We start from the raw sequence: 17,588 nt of genomic DNA on the forward strand, positions 1-17,588 counted from the left end.
TGCCCGGCACCGGCGCCGGAGGAGGAGAACCAGGCATGCACGTCGCGATCATCGGGGCCGGGCTCGCCGGGCTCACCACGGCCAAGGTGCTGCTGCAGGCGGGCCACGACGTCGCGGTCTTCGACAAGACCCCCGACGTCGGCGGGGTGTGGAGCCGGACCCGCCGCTACCCCGGCCTCACCACGCAGAGCCCCAAGGCCCAGTACTCGTTCTCGGACTTCCCGATGCCGAAGGACTTCCCGGAATGGCCCGGCGGTGCCCAGATCCAGCAGTACCTCGCGGCCTACGCCGACGTCTACGACGTCACCCCGCACCTGCGGCTCGGGACCACGGTGGAGTCCGTCGTCCCCGACGGCGCCCGCTGGGTGGTGACCACGACCTCCGGCGACCCGGAGACGTTCGACCGGGTCGTCGTCGCCAACGGCGTGTTCTGCGAACCGGCGGTCCCGGACTTCCCGGGGCGCGCGGAGTTCGAGGCCGCCGGTGGCCGGGTCCTGGCCGGCAGCGAGTTCACCGACGTCGAAGAGGCACGCGGGAAGCACGCACTGGTCGTCGGCTACGGGAAGTCGGCCTGCGACGTGACCGTGGCGATCAGCGACGTCGCCGAGACGACCGACGTCATCGCCCGGCAGCTGCTGTGGAAGGTGCCGCGCAAGATCGCCGGGTTCCTCAACTTCAAGATGCTGCTGCTGACCCGGATGGGCGAGGCGCTGTTCCGCTACCGGTGGCTGCGCGGGTTCGAGAAGTTCCTGCACGGCCCGGGAAACCGGCTGCGCGCGTCGATGTTGAACTCCGTCGGCTCGGTGTCGGTGCGGCAGTTCCGGTTGCGGCAGCACGATCTCCTGCCGCCGGGGAAGATGGAGGACATCGTCAAGGGCGCGATCGGCCTGGCCACCGAAGGCTTCTTCGAAGGCGTGGCCGACGGCTCGATCCGCGTCCGCCGCGACCAGGTGATCACCCGGCTCTACGGCGGCGACCGGCCGGGCGCCGAATTGGCCGACGGCACGGTGCTGCCCGCCGACCTGGTCGTCTGCGCGACCGGCTTCATCCAGGGCGTGCCGTTCCTGGACGAGACCGTGCGGAAGCAGCTGTTCGACGAACGCGGGAACTTCCTGCTGTACCGCCAGATCCAGCCGCTGCGCGCGCCGGGGCTGTACTTCAACGGCTACAACTCGTCGTTCTTCAGCCCGCTCAACGCCGAGATGGCGGCGCTGTGGATCGCGGCCGACCTGGCCGGCGCGCTCGCGCTGCCGGACGTCGAGACGCGGCACGCGGACGTCGTCGGGCAGCTCGCGTTCCTCGACGTCGCGACCGGGGCGCACCACTGCCGCGGCACGAAGATCATCCCGTTCTCCATCCACAACGTCGACGAGGTGCTCGGCGACCTCGGCCTGCAGATCCCCCGCTTCACCCGGGCGACGCACTGGCTGAACCCGGTTTCCCCGGCGGCGTACCGGAAACTGACACCCGAGCTGCTCGCCCGGCTGGCGAAGACCACCCCCGAACCCGCGGCTCTCTAGGAGGAGTTCATGGACACCGCACCGAAGACCGGCCACCACGTCATCCACCCGGGTGACGGCACGAACCTCGGCGCGATCGGGCTGGGCATCCACGCCCGGCTCACCGGCGCCGACACGAACGGCGCGTACTCGCTGTTCGAGTACGTCGTGCCGCCGGGCCTCGGCGGGCCGCCGACCCACGTCCACAGCCGGGAGGACGAGCTGTTCACCTGCGTCCAGGGGCAGGTCGAGGTCGAACTGGACGGCGAGCGGCACGTCCTCGGCCAGGGCGACTCGCTGCTGATGCCGCGCGGGGTGCCGCACGTGTTCCGCAACCCGTTCGACGAAGAGACCCGGATCGTCGCGGTGGTCTCTCCGCCGGGGCTGGAGAACTACTACAAGGAGCTGAGCGAGTTGCCGCCCGGGCGCGACATGAAGCTGGTGGCGCAGGTGATGACCCGCTACGGCCTTTCGCTGCGGAAATGACCGGCCACGAGGAGATGGTCCGCGCGATGTGCGCGGCGGTCGACGCGGGTGACGCCGAGGCGTTCGGCTCGTGGTTCGCCGACGACGCGACGTACACCTTCGGCAACGACGAAACGCTCGCCGGCCGCGACGCGATCATCGCGGCCACGGCCGGCGCCGCGGGCGCGCTGCCCTGGGTCCGGCACACCGTGGACCAGGTGGCCGTGGCCGGCGATCAGCTGTTCTGCCGCTTCACGATCGAAACGGAGTCGCCGGCGGGCAAGCCGGTCGCCCTGCCGTGCGTCACGGTCATCTGGCTGGACGGCCCGCTGATCGTCGACTACCGCGTCCACATGGACATCTCACCGGCGTTCACCTGAGCCACCCTCGCCCGGCAGTGATCTGGGTCACTTCCGCTCCCGATCCCGGAACCCGTTCCCGGGAGCGGAGAACAGCAGATGACACTGGCCGGAGCGAGAGGCAGGCGATGACCCCCGAGAGCAGTGAAGCCGACGACGACGCGAGCGTGATCGCGCGGTCGCGGGACGAGCCGGGCCTGTTCGCGGTCATCTTCGACCGCCACGCCCGGCACATCCACCGCTACCTGGCCCGGCGCCTGGGTCCGACGGCCGCGGACGACGCGCTCTCGGACACGTTCCTCATCGCGTTCGACAAGCGGGCGAAGTTCGACCTGTCCCGGCCGGACGCCCGGCCCTGGCTCTACGGCATCGCGACGAACCTCGTTTCGCGGCACCGGCGGACGGAAGTGCGCGAGCTGAAACTCCGGATGGCCCTCGGGCCGCCCGCCGCGGAAGACGGCCACGCCCAACGGGTCGCCGACCGGGTGACCGCGCAGGCCCGGGCCGCGGAGCTCGACCGGGCGCTGGCCGCGCTGCGCCCCCGTGAGCGGGACGTCCTGCTGCTCGTCGCCGCCGAAGGGCTGGGCTACCAGGAGGTCGCCGAAGCCCTGGCCATCCCCGTCGGGACCGTGAAGTCGCGGCTCAACCGCGCCCGCGCCCACCTCCGCGCCGAACTCGGCGCGGACGACTTCGTGAAGGAGACCTCGGACCATGGATGAGCTCGAGCTGATCCGCGAGCGCGCGGAGACCGTCGGCTTCGCGACGGCGGACGACCTCGCCGCGGCCCGGGCCCGCTTCCTGGCCGCGACCCGGACCGGCCCCCGCCGCTCCCGGCGCTGGTTCTGGGCCGCCGGCGCCACGACGATCGGCCTGGCCGCGGCGATCACCGCCGTCGTCACCCTGGCCCCGGCCGACCGGATCGGGGTGGGCGCCGGCGTCGCCAACGCCGATCCGGTGAAGGTGCTGACCGAAGCGGCCGGCGCGGCGCTCACGGAACCGGCCACCGCGCCGCGCCCGGACCAGTTCCTCTACGTGAAGACGGCGCTTCCGGAGCACCAGACACGCGAGGTCTGGCTCTCGGTGGACGGCACCCGCGACGGCTTGATCGGCGACACGAAGTCCGCCGGCTGCCGGGACGGCAAGGCGCCCGTCTACGGCGCGAACGACCCGGCGAAGGAGGGCACCCTGGAGGACTGCGTGCCCTACCCCGCCTACCGGGCGGACCTGCCGACGACGGGCGACGCCATGCTCGCCTACCTCGAAGCCCACCACAGCGGCGAAAAGGGCGACACGAACGCGATCGGCAAGGACGTGATCGACCTGGCCTACGAGCAGGCCCTCTCGCCCGCGTCCTACGCGGCGCTGTTCGAGGCGGCGGCGAAGGTGCCGGGCCTCCAGGCCGTAGACCACGTCACCGACGGCGCCGGACGCCCCGGGGTCGGCATCACCTGGCCGGTTTCCCCCGGCTCGTCGCCGGACGCGAAGCCGGAGGTGCTCGTCTTCGACACCACCACGCACCGGTTCCTGGGCACGGACACCACCGCGGTGATGGCGAAGACCTTCGTCGACCAGGCCGGGCAGCGCCCCTGACCCACAGAGTTCCGGCTCCCGGCCCACGCGCCCAAGGTGGCCTTGGGGCGTTCGGGTCCGTTCGGTCAGTCGAGACCGGTGCGGCCCTCGGCCCAGTAGGCCTTGCCCGTCACCGTCCCGGGCGCGTGTGGCCAGGTCCGGCTGTCGCGCCGGACCGCGTGGACCGTCGCCGCGTCGCCGGTGACCACGAGGCGGCCGGGCCCGGCCGTGCGGGCCCGGCTCAGCAATTCGGCGCGGTCGGCGGTCTTCCCGACCACCTGCGCGTCGATGCCCAGACCGGCCAGGACTTCGGTCAGCCCGGCCGGGTCGCGTGCCTCGAAGACGTGCGTCACGTCGCCGGTGACGGTCCGCAGCGCGCAGGCGAGCGCCACGCTGGACTCGTCCCCGACGAAGACCACGGAGCCGTGGGGGGCACTCAGGTCGAGCGACCGGCGCGGCCCGAACACCTCGCACGTGTCGCCCGCCGCGACCTGCCGCAGCCACCGCGCCGCCGGGCCGTCGCCGTGGGTGAAGCCGAGCAGCTCGGTCACCCCGCGCTCGGCGTCCCAGCTGATCGGGGTGTACGTGCGCAGGCCCAACGTGCCCCGCCGCGGCCGGAACTGCAGCTTCGCGCCCGGTACCCAGGTGGCCTTCCGGAAGGCCTCGGCCGCCAGCTCCACGCGCACGAAATCGGCCGGCAACCGGCTCACCCCGGTGACCCGGGCGGTGTCCAGCATCATGCCGCCGGCGAGATCGGCGAGGCGTTCGAGTGCGGTCATCGTGCTCCTTTTCGACGTCCCCATGGACATCTCACGAACTCCGGACAGGCTCGGGTACCGCTTAACGAACGGGTATTGCGGCACTACGGCGACAGTCCTAGCGTGAGCGCCGACCGTTGATCGGACTGGGGGTCCCATGCCACGTAGTCGTAGATTCATCATGCCCATCGGAGCGGTGCTGGCCGCCGGAATGCTGGTCGCGCCACCCGCTGACGCGGCGGCGGGGCCGGCCACCCTGCCCGCGAGCCAGTACACGCTCACGGCCGATTACCACCAGTTCGACGCCGTCGGCACGGCGCTCGTCTCGACGCTGGGCACCGCGGCCGTCCACACCGTGATGGACAACGCGAACCACGACCGGGTCGCGCTTCCGTCGTCGTTCGCTCCCGCCGGCCTGTCCACCGGGTTCCGGTTCGACAGCACCGACAACTCCGACTGCGCGAACTACCCGCAGGGCATCACGACCAGCCGCGACGCGGTCGGCACGGCAGACAGCGGCAACTACGACGGCCACCAGCTGGTGGCCGTCAGCTGGTACACCAAGGCCTCGTGCACCGGCGCGCAGGAGCGCAGCCGGATCACGCTCGTCGACTGGGACGCCACCTATCCCAACAAGTACCGCAAGATCCTGCTGGTGCAGCCCACCGGAACCGCGTCGGCGCCGGACTTCCAGGACATCCCGATCCACGCGGGCGGCGTTTCCTGGTACGGCGACTACCTGTACGTCGCCGACACCGGGCACGGCATGCGCGTGTTCGACATGCGCAAGATCCTCAAGACGAACACCGGCGGCACCGCCGACCAGATCGGCCACCAGAGCGGCAGCACCTACTACGCGCACAACTACGCCTACGTCCTGCCGCAGGTCGGCACGATCACGGCGAACACCACCTCCGGCACCAACCTCGCCTGGTCGTCGATCTCGCTGGACCGGGTGAGCAAGTCGATCGTGATGGCCGAGTACACCTGCTCCTCCGGCTGCACCGACTACCCCAACCGTGCCCCGCGCGCGGTCCGCTTCCCGTTCGCCTCGGGCGCGACGACGTTCGCCGCGACGACGACCGCGAGCCAGGCGCTGCAGCTGCCCTGGTACAAGCTCAACGGCGTCGCCTCGCACAACGGGCGCTGGTGGTTCAACTCGTCCGGGGACAAGAAGCTCTACTACTGGGCCGCGGCGACCGGCTCGGCCACGCACACCTGGGTCGGCAGCGGCGAGAGCCTCTCGTACTGGGAGGACTCCACCAACGCAGACCTGCTGTGGAGCCTGCAGGAAGGCGCCGGCAGCCGGAACGTCTTCGCCGTCACGCAGGCCACCTACGGCGCCTGACCCGAGCACGTAAGCTGGGCGAAACGGACACGCTCGGCGGAGGTGCAGGTGACGAGGCTCAAGCAGCTGCTCGTCGTCCTGCTGATCCTCCTCGGCACGGCGACCGGCGCGACCTCCTGGGACGCGCCGGTCGCCGCCGCCGGGCCGTCGGCGTCCACTCAGGACACCCTGTCCGAGCGGCACGCCGTCCTGCGGGTCGCGGCGACCGCGCCGCACCTGTCCGCGCCGGCGCCGCACACCTGGTGGGCGGTCCACCCGCCTTCTCTCGAAGCGTCCTCGCCGGACCGGACCGGCCGCGTCCTGGACGCGCCCGGCACCCGATCGGCCGTCTCCCTCCCCACCGCGCAGTCCCCTCGGGCCCCGCCCGCCCGGTGAACCGGATTTCCCTGTTCACCACGCTTCAGTGAGGACTGCGTTGTGCCCCTTGTCGTGCCCTTTGCCGTGCTCGTCCTGCTGGCCGCCACGGTCGTGACCGCGCTCGGCCTGCTCGTGAAGATGCTCCGGAACGACGAACCGCTGCTGGGCGGGTTCGCGCTCTGCCTGCTGGTCGGCCCGGGAGCGGTGCTGGCGTTCCTGCACCTGGCCCTGGACGGCTGACCGCCGGCACCGGCCGGCGCCACCCCGGCGCCGGGCGGTGCCGGGGTGGTGGGATGGCCGGCCCGCCTATGCTCATCGGGTGGAAACCGCACTGATCCTCGGCGTTTCGGGTGTAGGCCTGCTGATCTTGCTCCTGCTCACGACGTTCGTGCTGCTCGGCCGCAAAGCTCGTCGCGGCCGCAAGTCCGGGAAGTACACCTACCGCGCCAAGCCGAACGGGACGTACGACAACTCGTCGAGCACCCCGCACTGACGGGATCGAGAGCGGCCGGACCGGCTTCACCCGCCGTGGACCGTCAACTCCACGCCCTCGGCCAGGCGGTACGGCCGGGTGTCCACAATGGCCCCGAGCCACCGCCGCAACCGGGAGACCTCCGCGCGAACGGTCACCAGGTGCCCGGCGTCGCCGTAGAGCGCGCGGCTCAGCGCCTCCGCCGAAAGCCCCGCCGGGCCGGCCGCCCTCAGGCACCCCAGGATCTCCGCGTGCCGCGGGGTCACCGGACGGCACCAGCCCATGTCGCCCGAACGCATCCGCAGCACCGGCGCGCCCGCGAGGTCGAGGTCCAGCCACACCCGGCGCTCGGTGTCGGCCGGGCGCACGAGCCAGCCGTCCGCCAGCCGCTCGGGCAGGCACGCGCCCAGGCCGGGCACCGCCAGCACCTGGCCCTCCGCGGGCGCGGCGATCCGCTCGCCGGGCGCGATGCCCGCGGCGTGGGCGACCCAGCCGTCGTCGTCCACCAGCAGTGCCGGGCCCGACGCCGCGGCCAGCACCGGTTCCGCCGTGCGCCGCAGCCGGTCGAGGCGTTGCTGGTGGTGGCGCCACAGCTCGGACTCGGCCAGCCGGCGGCCGGTCTCCACCAGGGCCCCGATCGCCGGGTGCAGGGTCAGGGCCGGGCCGCTGACGTCGATCACGCCGAGCAGCTCGCCCGTGCGCGGGTCGTGCACCGGCGAGGCCGTGCAGTACCACGGGTGCTGGTTCTGCTCGAAGTGCTCGCCCGCGAGCAGTTCCACCGGGGCGGCCTCGGCGAGCGCGGTACCGATCGCGTTGGTGCCGACGCGGGCCTCCCGCCAGTCGGCGCCCTCGGCGAACCCGAGGGTGTCGGCCTGACGCCGGATGCGGGGCGATCCCTCGCGCCACAGGATGACGCCCTCGGCGTCGGTCACCACCAGGAGCATGTTCGCCGGGTCGAGCACCTGGCCGAGGCCGTCGACGACGTGCCGCAAGGGCGAGGCGCGCCGGCGCCGCGCGACCTCGTCGAGCGGGACCGAGTCGCGGGTGTTGATGCCGTCGGCGGCGAGCCCCAGGCTCAGCGCGCGCGACCACGACCGGGACACCAGCGGCCGCGGCCGGACGCGCGGGCGGCCGCCGCCGATCACGGCCTCGTGCATCCGGACCAGGTCACGCGCGTGCGCCGGCAGGCTGGCACCGGGCGGTAGGGAGCTGTGCACGCCCATGGGCCACCTCCGCACCGTCGCGTCGGTCCACCAGCGTAGATCCGGTCGCCGGGTACGCCAAGGCCGTGCAATGCGGTGCAACCCTTGCCGCGACGGTTCACCCGGGCGTGTGATCGGGGTCATAGCCGACGCTTGGGAGCGCACATGACACAGACGGTGGATCGGACGGCCGCGACGGACACGCCGCAGGCCCGGGTGGACGCCTGGCTGAACCGGTTCGAGACGGCCCTGGCGGCCCGCGACGTCGAAGCCGCCGCCGCGCTCTTCGCCGTCGACAGTTATTGGCGTGACCTGGTCTCCTTCACCTGGACGATCAAGACGGTCGAAGGCCGCGACGGCGTCTCGGGACTCCTGGAAGCCACCCTCGACCGGATCGACCCGTCCGGGTTCCGCACGACCGAGCCGCCGACCGAGGCCGACGGCGTCACCGACGCGTGGCTCGAGTTCGAGACCGCGGCCGGTCGCGCCAAGGGCCACCTGCGGCTGACGGACGAAGGCGCGTGGACGCTGCTGACCAGCCTGCGCGAGCTCAAGGGCTTCGAAGAGCGGCAACGCGACCGTCGCTCGAAGGGCGTCGAACACGGCGTGGTCCGCGGCCGGACGTCCTGGGCCGAGAAGCGGGCCGAGGAGGACGCGCGTCTCGGTTACGAGCAGCAGCCGTACGTCGTGGTCATCGGCGGCGGCCAGGGCGGCATCGCGCTCGGCGCGCGGCTGCGCCAGCTCGACGTCCCGGCGCTGGTCCTGGAGCGCAACGCGCGGGCCGGTGACTCGTGGCGCAAGCGGTACAAGAACCTCTGCCTGCACGACCCCGTCTGGTACGACCACCTCCCCTACCTGCCGTTCCCGGAGAACTGGCCGGTCTTCGCGCCGAAGGACAAGATCGCCGACTGGCTGGAGATGTACACGCGGCTGATGGAGGTGCCGTACTGGACGAGCACCGAGGTGACGTCGGCGAAGTGGGACGCCGACGCGCAGCAGTGGCGGGTGAGGGTCGTCCGTGACGGCGAAGAACTGGTGCTGACGCCGCGGCACGTCGTGTTCGCGACCGGGATGTCCGGCAAGGCGAACGTCCCGTCGTTCCCGGGGATGGACGACTTCGCCGGCGATCAGCACCACTCGTCGCAGCACCCCGGCCCGGACGCCTACGCCGGCAAGAAGGCGGTCGTCGTCGGGTCCAACAACTCCGCGCACGACATCTGCGCGGCGCTGTGGGAGCACGGCGCCGACGTCACGATGATCCAGCGCTCCTCGACCCACATCGTGAAGTCGGATTCGCTGATGGACCTGGGCCTCGGCGACCTGTACTCGGAACGCGCGGTGGCCGCGGGGGTCACCACCGACAAGGCGGACATGATCTTCGCGTCCATCCCGTACCGGATCATGCACGAGTTCCAGATCCCGGTGTACGACGCGATCCGCGAGCGCGACCAGGACTTCTACGAGCGCCTCGAAAAGGCCGGCTTCCGGCACGACTGGGGTGACGACGGGTCCGGCCTGTTCATGAAGTACCTGCGGCGCGGCTCCGGCTACTACATCGACGTCGGCGCGGCCGAGCTGGTCGCCGACGGGAAGATCAAGCTGGCCCACGGCCAGGTCGACCACCTGACGCGCGACGCGGTGGTGCTGGAGGACGGCACCGAACTGGCGGCCGACCTGGTCGTCTACGCCACCGGCTACGGCTCGATGAACGGCTGGGTCGCCGACCTGGTCGGCCAGGAGACCGCGGACCGCGTCGGCAAGTGCTGGGGCCTGGGTTCGGCGACGACCAAGGACCCCGGGCCGTGGGAGGGCGAGCAGCGCAACATGTGGAAGCCCACCCAGCAGGAGGGCCTGTGGTTCCACGGCGGGAACCTGCACCAGTCGCGGCACTACTCGCTCTACCTCGCGCTGCAGCTCAAGGCGCGGTTCGAGGGGATCCCGACGCCGGTGTACGGCCTGCAGGAGGTGCACCACAAGGCGTGAACCGTCCGGGCGTCCCCGACGTGTTCGCGGTGTGAGGTCACGCACCGCGGAAGACGCCGAGATCACGCAGTGGGCCCAGCTCGCCGGCCGCGGCGACCGCCAGGCCCTCGAGGAGTTCCTGCGGGCCACCCAGCCGCACGTCCGGCGGTTCATCGCGAGCCTGAGCGACGTCCAGACCGCGGACGACCTGACGCAGGAGACGTACCTGCGCGCGCTGGGAGGTCTCAGCCGGTTCCGGGCCGAAGCGTCGGCCCGGACCTGGTTGTTCACGATCGCCCGGCGGGTGGTGGCCGACCACATCCGCGGCCTGCGGGTCCGCCCGCGTCAGGCCGCGCTGGACGACTGGCAGTCCGTGGCGGAAGGCGTCACCCCCGCCGTGTTCGAGGAGCGGGTCGTGCTCGGTCACCTGATCGACGCGCTCGAGCCGGACCGGCGGGACGCCTTCGTGCTCACCCAGACCCTCGGACTGTCCTATGTGGACGCCGCCGCGGCGTGCGGCTGCCCGGTCGGCACGATCCGGTCCCGGGTGGCCCGCGCCCGCGACGACCTCACCGCGGCGATGCGGGAAACCCCCGCCCGGTGCGCCTGAAATGGCCGGATGACCCCACTGGCCGGACGTCTCGTCACCGGGACGCTCGGCTACGACGGGGGCCGGCCGGTCACGGCGTACGTTCCCCCGGCGCCGCCCCGGTTCGTCATGTTCGCCGGGGACGGCCCGTCGATCGCCCTCGGGCTGCGCCATCCCGGCGTCTACGGCACGGTCTTCGGCGCGTCCCCGGGCGGCGGGTACCGGCCACCCGCGGTACTGCCGAAGCCGCTCCCGCGCGCGTAGAAGAGTTCCCGCTGATGGTGGCGTGGGCCCTCGCGCTTCGGCTCAGGACCAGCCGGCCATCGCCAGGAGCAGGCCGCCCATCCCGACGCTCGTGAGGATCCGGCACGCGCCCAGCAGCCGCGGTGACCGGTTCCGCTGCGCCGGGCCCTCGGCGACGGCCACCGCGGGCGCGACGACCAGCCGCGCGCCGAGGCGGACCGTGTGCGCCGCGAAGTACCCGGCCAGCACCCACGCGATGATCGGCACCGCGAGGCCCGTCCCGGCCCCCGCCGCGGTGGTCATGCCGGGCATGGTGGTCATTTCGTGCATCCCCGCCATGTCCATCCCGCCCATGTCCATGCCGGCCATGTCGTGGGCGGGCGGGATGCCGAACATCGGCGGCAGCCCGGGCATCGCGACGACCATGTACAGCATCGCCGCGCCGCCGACGACGTGGTGCAGCTCCCCCGCCGGGGCCCGCCGGCGCAGGATGCGCACAGCGAACCACCCGGTGACGCCGGCGAACAGGGCGATCCACACCGGCGCGGGCAGCGGGTCCATCGCCGGCTGGACCATGACGGCCATCCCGGCGCACAGCACGAGGTGCGACGCGTGGGCCGGACCGGCACCCCAGCCGGCCGCGGGCCCGTCACGACGGGAGAGCACCCACCGCCCGGCGTAGTACGCCGCGAGCAGGAGGAACCCGACACCGAGGGCCACGCGCAGCGCGAACGAGCCGGTCATCGCACCACCTTTCCGAGGAGATCCGCGCATTGGTCGGACGGACGGGGCGAAAAGTTCCCGGCGATCGCGCGGCCCGGGGGTAACGTGGCCCACCCAGCTGGTTACGGTGGGTGGGACTTCTCAACCGCGAGCAGGAGGCGCCGGGAAATGCCGTCGAACGATGTGGACCCGTTGAACGCCCCGGTCGGCGTCGATCCGGATCGGGCCAGCGTCGCGCGCGTCTACAACTACCTGCTCGGCGGCAAGGACAACTACGAGATCGACCGCAAGACCGCGGACCAGCTGGCGGCGTCGATGCCGGACGTCGTCGAGGTGGCCCGCGAGAACCGGCTGTTCCTCGTCCGGGCGATCCGGTTCCTGGCCCACCAGACCGGGATCACGCAGTTCCTCGACTGCGGCTCCGGGCTGCCGACCGCGGAGAACGTCCACCAGGTCGCCCAGCGGTTCGACCGCCTGTCCAAGGTCGTCTACGTCGACAACGACCCGGTGGTCACCGCGCACGGCCGGGCGCTACTCGAGGACAACGAGCTGACCCGCTACGTCGAAGGCGACATCTTCGACCCGCGCAGCATCCTCGACCACGAGACGGTGCGCAGCCACCTCGACTGGACTCGGCCGATCGTGTTGTCGCAGGTCGCGACGCTGCACCACCACAAAGGCGACCGTCACGCGCCGGCCGAGGTCATGCGGGCCTACATCGACGCGCTGCCGCCGGGGTCGCACGTGCTCATCTCGCACCTGCTCGACCCGCAGGAACCCGCGGACAGCGACGCGGCGCACCAGCTTTCGGACGTCGTCGCCCGCGGCTCGCTCGGCGGCGCGACCTGGCGCACCCACGACGAGATCGCCGAACTGTTCGACGGCCTCGAGCTGATCGACCCGGGCATCGTGCCGCTCTACCAGTGGTGGCCCGACGGCCCGCGCCTCAAGCCGGTGACGGTCGCGCACCGCATCATCGCCGGCGGCCTCGCCCGCAAGCCCTGATCAGGGTTTTGCCCACGCCGAGCGCCGGTGGAGGCGGAAGCCCGCCCGGCCGAGGTTCGCGGCGCTGACCGACCCCGCACCGGCCGTCGCGACGGCCAGTGCGCAGCCCGCGCCGGCCGCCACCCGCAGCCGGTGCCGCAGCAGCCGCGTCTGGGCGCCCCGCCCCCGGCACTCGGGCAGGGTCGACGCGCCGCCCAGCACGGCGACGCCGTCGTGGACGGTCATCCCCGCGGCGGCGATCGGCGTCCGGCCCTCGACCAGCACAAACCGCCGCATCTGCGGCATCCGGTGCTCCGCGGCGACAAACGCGGCGACCGGCCCGGCCACCTCGTAGCCGGCCAGCAGGACGTCCACGAAACTCCCGGCGTCGGCGTCCGTGACCTCGGGATCGGCCGCGGGCGGTTCCCCCAGCCGGCGCACGGCCATGACGCGCTCCCCCGCCGGCACCAGCCCTTCGGGCACCTCACTGCCGGTCGTGAGCACGGTGGGGTCCCAGCCGGTCAGCAGCCCGTCGAGCGCAGGCAACGTCGCCGGCGTCACCCCGGAGACCGTCGACAGGAACCTCAGCGCGGGGTCGGTGGCCAGCACGGCCAGCAGCCCGCCGTGTTCCCACACCCGGAACCGCCCCGGCAGCCCGGCCGCGGTCGCCGCGGCGCAGGCCAGCCCCATCCGGCGGTGCAGCGCCCGCTCCGCGTCCCTCACCTCAGCCGACACCGCTCCAGCATGCCGGACCAGGCGATCGTTTGACCCGGCCCGCTCGTGGGCAGTGATCACGCGGGGAAGTTTGTACGCGAAAGCCGGTGGTGTGCAGGTGGACAACTCGAAACGGCCGGTCACGGACGCGACCGCCGCCGAACCGGGAGACGCGGCCACGAGCGCCGAAGCCGACGGCGACGAACTGGCGGACGCGCTCGCCGACCTGCACCGCCGGATCACCCGCCACGAACACGCGGTGAACACCCACCTGAACCGCCCGCACTGACCCGCCCCGCGCCGGCCCGGCCCGACGAGGTCGTCAGCGTGACCGTGTTCTTGCTGAAGGTGTTGCCACAGCCCGTGTTCTCCCAGACGTTGTGCACCTGGAAGCCGTCCAGGCACGCGCGTCGACGCCGGCCGCGACGATTTCCTTGCGTGACAAAGGAACCCGCCGATCGGCCGCGGGCCTCCGCTCAGCCGCCGAGCTGGTCGCGCAGCTGGTGCAGGGTCTTGGCCAGCAACCGGGAGATCTGCATCTGCGAGACCCCGACGCGGGCCGCGATCTGGGACTGCGACAGGCCGTCGAAGAACCGCATCCGGACGATCGCCTGCTCCCGCGGCGGCAGCTTCTTCAGCAGCGGGGCGAGCGTCTGGTGGTCTTCGACGAGCCCGATCCCGGCGTCCGGCTCACCCATCACCTCGGCCAGGGAGCTGGTGCCCTCGCCGCTGTTGAGCGGCTGGTCCAGCGACGACGTCTCGTAGCAGTTCGCCGCGAGCAGGCCTTCGCGGACGGTCTCGACGTCGATGCCCAGGTGGCCGGCGAGCTCGCTCGGCGTCGGCGCCCGGCCCAGGCTCTGGGCGAGCTCGGTGGTGCCGCGGGAGAGCCGGCCTTGCAGCTCCTGCAGGCCACGCGGGACGCGCAGCGCCCAGCCGGTGTCCCGGAAGTGCCGGCGGACCTCACCCATGACGGTCGGGACCGCGAAGGACAGGAAGTCCGCGCCGTGGGTGGGATCGAACCGGTCCACCGCCTTCATCACGCCCAGCCGGGCCACCTGGACCAGGTCATCCCGGGGCTGGCCGCGGCCGCCGAAGCGGGTCGCGATGTGCTCGGCGAGCGGGAGGAACTCGAGGATCAGCCGTTCGCGCAGCCGCGCCCGGCCGGCGTGGCCCGCGGGCAGGGCCGCGAGCTCGGCGAACAGCGGCACGCAATGGGAGTAGTCGTCCCGCTTGCGGTCGCGGGTCTTCGGGTGGTCCTGCGTGACCGGCACCGGGACGGCGTCGTCCTGCTCGGTGCGGCCCGCGACCGGCGTGACGGTCGTCAAGGCGACCTCCTGTTCGTCGCGCTGCTAATACCCCCACCGGCGCGCGGCAAACCTCGCCAGGCCGTGACGGACGTCATCGTGACGCCGCGAGTACGGCCGCTCTCCGCCGGTAGTCCACAGTGGACGGGCCGGGCGGGCAGTCCGATCGCTCCCGCCCCCGGCCGGCCACCCGCTAGGATCTCTGCTGATCCGTTGAAACCACAGCGGTTGTCGTGGAGGCGGCGACTTCGGGCCGCCCCCTGCGCCGCAGTGGAGAACGGAGACCCGAATGCCCGACACCGACCCCCTTGAACAGCTCGGCCAGCTCGGCCAGCACGACGAGCTGGCCACCTCGGCCTCGGCCCTCACCCGCGCGCTCGAGTCCGAGGACGGCGAACAGAGCGTCCTCGACACCATCGTCACCGAAGCGGTCAACGCGTTCCCGGACGCCGACATGGCCAGCATCACCGCCATCCACCACGGCGAACCGGAAACCGCCGCGCATTCGGACCAGCGCGCCGTGGACATCGACCGGCACCAGTACGAGGCCGGTGACGGCCCGTGCCTGCAGGCCGCCGCGACCGGGCAGGTCGTCCGCGTCTCCCTGGCCACCGCGACGAAGGAGTGGCCGGCCTTCACCCGGCACGCCACCTCGCTCGGCGTCGGCAGTTACCTCGCCGCGCCGCTGCACGTCGACGACACCCTCGCCGGCGCGCTGAACCTCTTCGGCTTCGGCGACCACGGTTTCGCCGAAGCCGAATCGCACCTGCTCGGCGTCTACACCACGCTCGTCGCGTTCGGGCTGCGCACCGTCCGCCGCTACCGGGTGGCGGTGGAGGAGTGCGAGAACCTCACCACGGCCATGCGTTCGCGCGCGGTGATCGAGCAGGCCAAGGGCATGCTCATGGCCATCCACCGCATCGACGCCGACGACGCCATGCAGCGGCTCGTCCGGCAGTCGCAGCACACCAACGTCAAACTGCGCGACGTCGCGCAGCGGTTCGTCACCACGGTCACCGACCGGGACGGCCCGGCCTGAGGCCGCTCGTACCGGGGTATGAGGAACCCGGCCCGCTCCTCGTCCCCCGGTACGGACTTCCGCTTCCCGCACGGCGGCGGCCCACGGGCCTGCTTACGTTCGCCCCATGGACATCCGAACGGACCACCCCACTCCCCCGGGCACACTGGTCGCCGCGTTCTTCGGCTACCTCGTGTCGACGATCTCCGCGCTGGTCGGCGCCGGGCTGCTGCTCGGCTACCGGGACGAACTGGCGCAGGCGCTGCGCACCGCGAGCGCCGGCGCGTCTTCGGCCCACCTGACCGAGGACCAGATCCAGCGGTCGGCGACGATCGGCCAGGCGGTGGGGATCGGGGTGCTGGTCGTGCTCGCCGTCCTGTACCTGTTCCTGAGCTTCCGGCTCAAGGCCGGCCGGAACTGGGCGCGCATCGTGCTCACGATCGTCACGCTGCTGCAGGTGGCGTCGCTCGTGGCGACGTCGGGCACCGCGGTGAACTACGTCAGCACCGCGGTGTCGGTGCTCGCCCTGGTGCTCTCCTACCTCCCGGCGTCGAACACCTACATCGCGCAGGTGAAACACGGCCGCGCCGGGTGACACCCCCCGACGTCACCGGCGGTCAGGCGCAGCTGCCGGAATCGGTGGCGAGCACCGGGTCCTTCGCGGGACGAGCGCTGAACGGCGTCGTCTCGTAGACGCTCAGGGCACCGTCGCGCAGCGTGTAGACGGTGCGGGTGCCCGAGTACGTCATCTGGTCCACGGGGCGGCCGATGTCGTCGGTCTCGGCGGCGACGGTCGTGAAGGCGCGGCCGCCTTCCAGAGGCGTGCACTGGTAACCCAAGTGGGCCGCGACGCCGCCGCCTTCGGCTACGGAGAACGGCTTGTCGTCGGCGCCGACGACCTGGCTCAGGTTGCGGCCGTCGTAGTGCAGCACGGAGTAGAACGTCGTATTGGCGCCGATGGACTGCGCGACGACCAGCTCGGCCCGGCCGTCACCGTTGAGGTCGGTCACCCGCGGCGCCTCGATGCCGAACTGGCTGTCGGCCGGCAGGTGGATCGACGTGTACGTCCCGTTCACCGTGGCCGAGATCAGCTGGTCGTCGTCGCCGGTCAGCTGCGCGGTGACGGTCTCGATCTCGCCGTCGCCGTTCAGGTCGGCGACGGTGGTGACCGGGTCGGTGGCGGGCGCGGCCAAGGCCGGCGCGGCGGCGGCGAAACCCAGCGCCGCGGCCAGGCCGGCGACGGTGGCGGTGCGGACGAGTCCGGTGCGGTTCATGAGATCTCCCTCCGTCTTCCGGTGATCTTTTCACCGAAAGTGCTCTCATGAAGAAAGACGGCCACAGGTCCGCCGCGTGCACCGCGCGTGCGATGTGCCACACGAACGCAACCTCGGCCCCAAGGCCCGGTCAGCCCAGTGCCGCGCTCGCCGCGCGCAGTTCGTCCAGCGCCGCCAGGGCATACGGCGCGAACTCGCCCGCGGCGTCGCGGTCAGCCTCGGACCACTCGGCGTAGCCCCGCTTGAACGCCAGGACGCCCAGCTCGGCCGCGAGGTGCGCGATCGGGTCGGGCACGCCACGGGCGACGAGCGCGGCCGTCATGGCCGCCGCGAGGCCGACGCTCTTGAGGGCGTCCCGCTCCTGCAGTTCGGTGCTAGCCGCGATGGCGGCCTTCAGGCGCGGGCCGAGCTCGTGGTTCATCGGGCCCATCGTGGTCGACGCGCGTTCGAGACCGGCCGCGACCGCTTCGAGCGGACTGGCCGCCGGGGGCGCCTCGGTGATCCCCTCGGACAGCAGCCGGCTCAGTGTCTCCTGGCCGGCGACCAGCAGGTCGCGCTTGTCGGGGAAGTACCGGAAGAAGGTGCTTCTCGTGACCCCGGCCCGCTCGGCGATCTGCGCAACCGTCGTGGCGTCGTACCCCTGCTGGGTGAAGAGTTCGACGGCAGCCACGACGAGCCGTTCCCGCGCTCCGGGTTCCCATCGTGCCATGGGGCGATCATAGGCGATGGGACTAGTGTCTCATCACTC

The 17,588-nt window shown here is 72.2% G+C and carries 23 protein-coding genes; 16 read left to right on the forward strand and 7 right to left on the reverse strand.

Translation table 11 applies throughout. The features are described 5' to 3' along the window. Positions 1-35 precede the first annotated feature (35 nt). The 5 genes from OG494_RS19315 (at position 36) to OG494_RS19335 (ending at position 3,913) form a co-directional block, all read left to right on the forward strand. Positions 36-1,520, forward strand: coding sequence for a flavin-containing monooxygenase (locus OG494_RS19315; protein ID WP_328457631.1), 1,485 nt, complete (start codon positions 36-38; stop codon positions 1,518-1,520). A gap of 9 nt (positions 1,521-1,529) precedes the next feature. Beyond that, positions 1,530-1,985, forward strand: a complete 456-nt coding sequence (locus tag OG494_RS19320; RefSeq protein WP_328457633.1) for a cupin domain-containing protein — start codon at positions 1,530-1,532, stop codon at positions 1,983-1,985. Further along, positions 1,982-2,344, forward strand: coding sequence for a nuclear transport factor 2 family protein (locus OG494_RS19325; protein WP_328457635.1), 363 nt, complete (start codon positions 1,982-1,984; stop codon positions 2,342-2,344). Before OG494_RS19320 ends, OG494_RS19325 begins: the two co-directional genes overlap by 4 nt. Positions 2,345-2,451: 107 nt before the next feature. After that, complete coding sequence (locus OG494_RS19330; RefSeq protein ID WP_328457637.1) at positions 2,452-3,042, forward strand: RNA polymerase sigma factor; 591 nt, start codon at positions 2,452-2,454, stop codon at positions 3,040-3,042. Then, on the forward strand, positions 3,035-3,913 hold the full coding sequence (locus tag OG494_RS19335) for a CU044_5270 family protein (protein WP_328457639.1): 879 nt from the start codon (positions 3,035-3,037) through the stop codon (positions 3,911-3,913). The genes OG494_RS19330 and OG494_RS19335 overlap by 8 nt, the downstream gene beginning before the upstream one ends. Before the next feature lie 65 nt (positions 3,914-3,978). Here the strand turns inward: OG494_RS19335 and OG494_RS19340 are convergent, their stop codons facing one another. After that, positions 3,979-4,671 carry a siderophore-interacting protein gene (locus tag OG494_RS19340; RefSeq protein ID WP_328457641.1) on the reverse strand — a complete coding sequence of 231 codons (693 nt, stop codon included), beginning with the start codon at positions 4,669-4,671 and terminating at the stop codon, positions 3,979-3,981. A gap of 160 nt (positions 4,672-4,831) precedes the next feature. Here OG494_RS19340 and OG494_RS19345 point away from each other — a divergent pair, with 160 nt between their 5' ends. From OG494_RS19345 to OG494_RS19360, 4 genes are all read left to right on the forward strand, one after another. Beyond that, positions 4,832-5,998 carry a hypothetical protein gene (locus tag OG494_RS19345; protein WP_328457643.1) on the forward strand — a complete coding sequence of 389 codons (1,167 nt, stop codon included), beginning with the start codon at positions 4,832-4,834 and terminating at the stop codon, positions 5,996-5,998. A 48-nt stretch (positions 5,999-6,046) separates the two neighbouring features. Then, positions 6,047-6,373: a hypothetical protein gene (locus tag OG494_RS19350; protein ID WP_328457645.1), complete on the forward strand. Its 327-nt coding sequence runs from the start codon at positions 6,047-6,049 to the stop codon at positions 6,371-6,373. Between the two features lie 42 nt (positions 6,374-6,415). Then, positions 6,416-6,595 (forward strand): hypothetical protein, encoded by a 180-nt coding sequence (locus OG494_RS19355; RefSeq protein WP_328457647.1) that lies wholly within the window; start codon positions 6,416-6,418, stop codon positions 6,593-6,595. A 79-nt stretch (positions 6,596-6,674) separates the two neighbouring features. Continuing rightward, positions 6,675-6,848 (forward strand): hypothetical protein, encoded by a 174-nt coding sequence (locus OG494_RS19360; RefSeq protein ID WP_328457649.1) that lies wholly within the window; start codon positions 6,675-6,677, stop codon positions 6,846-6,848. 26 nt (positions 6,849-6,874) lie between these two features. On the opposite strand, the gene OG494_RS19365 is transcribed toward OG494_RS19360, so the two are convergent. Continuing rightward, positions 6,875-8,050, reverse strand: coding sequence for a GAF domain-containing protein (locus OG494_RS19365; RefSeq protein ID WP_328457651.1), 1,176 nt, complete (start codon positions 8,048-8,050; stop codon positions 6,875-6,877). Between the two features lie 144 nt (positions 8,051-8,194). Here OG494_RS19365 and OG494_RS19370 point away from each other — a divergent pair, with 144 nt between their 5' ends. Genes OG494_RS19370 through OG494_RS19380 form a run of 3 tightly spaced genes read left to right on the forward strand, consistent with a single transcriptional unit; the run spans position 8,195 to position 10,844 of the window. Then, positions 8,195-10,012, forward strand: coding sequence for a flavin-containing monooxygenase (locus OG494_RS19370; protein ID WP_328457653.1), 1,818 nt, complete (start codon positions 8,195-8,197; stop codon positions 10,010-10,012). A gap of 31 nt (positions 10,013-10,043) precedes the next feature. Beyond that, entirely contained in the window at positions 10,044-10,601 is a 558-nt protein-coding gene (locus OG494_RS19375; protein ID WP_328457655.1) for a sigma-70 family RNA polymerase sigma factor, read from the forward strand. Positions 10,602-10,610: 9 nt separating this feature from the next. After that, positions 10,611-10,844, forward strand: a complete 234-nt coding sequence (locus OG494_RS19380) for a hypothetical protein (RefSeq protein ID WP_328457657.1) — start codon at positions 10,611-10,613, stop codon at positions 10,842-10,844. 42 nt (positions 10,845-10,886) lie between these two features. Here the strand turns inward: OG494_RS19380 and OG494_RS19385 are convergent, their stop codons facing one another. Continuing rightward, positions 10,887-11,567, reverse strand: coding sequence for a DUF5134 domain-containing protein (locus OG494_RS19385; RefSeq protein ID WP_328457659.1), 681 nt, complete (start codon positions 11,565-11,567; stop codon positions 10,887-10,889). A 147-nt stretch (positions 11,568-11,714) separates the two neighbouring features. Here OG494_RS19385 and OG494_RS19390 point away from each other — a divergent pair, with 147 nt between their 5' ends. Continuing rightward, a complete protein-coding gene (locus OG494_RS19390) occupies positions 11,715-12,551 on the forward strand; it encodes an SAM-dependent methyltransferase (RefSeq protein ID WP_328457661.1) in 837 nt (278 codons plus the stop codon). On the opposite strand, the gene OG494_RS19395 is transcribed toward OG494_RS19390, so the two are convergent. Then, on the reverse strand, positions 12,552-13,265 hold the full coding sequence (locus OG494_RS19395) for a GNAT family N-acetyltransferase (RefSeq protein ID WP_328457663.1): 714 nt from the start codon (positions 13,263-13,265) through the stop codon (positions 12,552-12,554). It lies immediately after the preceding gene. 97 nt (positions 13,266-13,362) lie between these two features. Here OG494_RS19395 and OG494_RS19400 point away from each other — a divergent pair, with 97 nt between their 5' ends. Further along, positions 13,363-13,533, forward strand: coding sequence for a hypothetical protein (locus OG494_RS19400; RefSeq protein WP_328457665.1), 171 nt, complete (start codon positions 13,363-13,365; stop codon positions 13,531-13,533). A 187-nt stretch (positions 13,534-13,720) separates the two neighbouring features. On the opposite strand, the gene OG494_RS19405 is transcribed toward OG494_RS19400, so the two are convergent. After that, positions 13,721-14,515, reverse strand: coding sequence for a SigB/SigF/SigG family RNA polymerase sigma factor (locus tag OG494_RS19405; RefSeq protein ID WP_328458975.1), 795 nt, complete (start codon positions 14,513-14,515; stop codon positions 13,721-13,723). A 322-nt stretch (positions 14,516-14,837) separates the two neighbouring features. Between OG494_RS19405 and OG494_RS19410 the strand changes: the two genes are divergently transcribed. Further along, positions 14,838-15,587, forward strand: coding sequence for a GAF and ANTAR domain-containing protein (locus OG494_RS19410; protein ID WP_328457667.1), 750 nt, complete (start codon positions 14,838-14,840; stop codon positions 15,585-15,587). Positions 15,588-15,693: 106 nt separating this feature from the next. Beyond that, on the forward strand, positions 15,694-16,161 hold the full coding sequence (locus OG494_RS19415; RefSeq protein ID WP_328457669.1) for a hypothetical protein: 468 nt from the start codon (positions 15,694-15,696) through the stop codon (positions 16,159-16,161). 22 nt (positions 16,162-16,183) lie between these two features. On the opposite strand, the gene OG494_RS19420 is transcribed toward OG494_RS19415, so the two are convergent. Then, positions 16,184-16,840, reverse strand: coding sequence for an FG-GAP repeat domain-containing protein (locus OG494_RS19420; protein WP_328457671.1), 657 nt, complete (start codon positions 16,838-16,840; stop codon positions 16,184-16,186). Positions 16,841-16,970: 130 nt separating this feature from the next. After that, positions 16,971-17,549 carry a TetR/AcrR family transcriptional regulator gene (locus tag OG494_RS19425; RefSeq protein WP_328457673.1) on the reverse strand — a complete coding sequence of 193 codons (579 nt, stop codon included), beginning with the start codon at positions 17,547-17,549 and terminating at the stop codon, positions 16,971-16,973. Positions 17,550-17,588 lie beyond the last annotated feature (39 nt).

The sequence above is a fragment of the Amycolatopsis sp. NBC_00438 genome, from assembly GCF_036026695.1.
Lineage (GTDB): Bacteria > Actinomycetota > Actinomycetes > Mycobacteriales > Pseudonocardiaceae > Amycolatopsis.

Bases quoted from the DNA above. Each gene is read 5' to 3' on its own strand.
- OG494_RS19315 (WP_328457631.1), top strand. From the start codon at position 36: ATGCACGTCGCGATCATCGGGGCCGGGCTCGCCGGGCTCACCACGGCC.
- OG494_RS19320 (WP_328457633.1), top strand. From the start codon at position 1,530: ATGGACACCGCACCGAAGACCGGCCACCACGTCATCCACCCGGGTGAC.
- OG494_RS19325 (WP_328457635.1), top strand. From the start codon at position 1,982: ATGACCGGCCACGAGGAGATGGTCCGCGCGATGTGCGCGGCGGTCGAC.
- OG494_RS19330 (WP_328457637.1), top strand. From the start codon at position 2,452: ATGACCCCCGAGAGCAGTGAAGCCGACGACGACGCGAGCGTGATCGCG.
- OG494_RS19335 (WP_328457639.1), top strand. From the start codon at position 3,035: ATGGATGAGCTCGAGCTGATCCGCGAGCGCGCGGAGACCGTCGGCTTC.
- OG494_RS19340 (WP_328457641.1), bottom strand. From the start codon at position 4,671: ATGACCGCACTCGAACGCCTCGCCGATCTCGCCGGCGGCATGATGCTG.
- OG494_RS19345 (WP_328457643.1), top strand. From the start codon at position 4,832: ATGCCCATCGGAGCGGTGCTGGCCGCCGGAATGCTGGTCGCGCCACCC.
- OG494_RS19365 (WP_328457651.1), bottom strand. From the start codon at position 8,050: ATGGGCGTGCACAGCTCCCTACCGCCCGGTGCCAGCCTGCCGGCGCAC.
- OG494_RS19370 (WP_328457653.1), top strand. From the start codon at position 8,195: ATGACACAGACGGTGGATCGGACGGCCGCGACGGACACGCCGCAGGCC.
- OG494_RS19380 (WP_328457657.1), top strand. From the start codon at position 10,611: ATGACCCCACTGGCCGGACGTCTCGTCACCGGGACGCTCGGCTACGAC.
- OG494_RS19385 (WP_328457659.1), bottom strand. From the start codon at position 11,567: ATGACCGGCTCGTTCGCGCTGCGCGTGGCCCTCGGTGTCGGGTTCCTC.
- OG494_RS19390 (WP_328457661.1), top strand. From the start codon at position 11,715: ATGCCGTCGAACGATGTGGACCCGTTGAACGCCCCGGTCGGCGTCGAT.
- OG494_RS19410 (WP_328457667.1), top strand. From the start codon at position 14,838: ATGCCCGACACCGACCCCCTTGAACAGCTCGGCCAGCTCGGCCAGCAC.
- OG494_RS19415 (WP_328457669.1), top strand. From the start codon at position 15,694: ATGGACATCCGAACGGACCACCCCACTCCCCCGGGCACACTGGTCGCC.
- OG494_RS19420 (WP_328457671.1), bottom strand. From the start codon at position 16,840: ATGAACCGCACCGGACTCGTCCGCACCGCCACCGTCGCCGGCCTGGCC.
- OG494_RS19425 (WP_328457673.1), bottom strand. From the start codon at position 17,549: ATGGCACGATGGGAACCCGGAGCGCGGGAACGGCTCGTCGTGGCTGCC.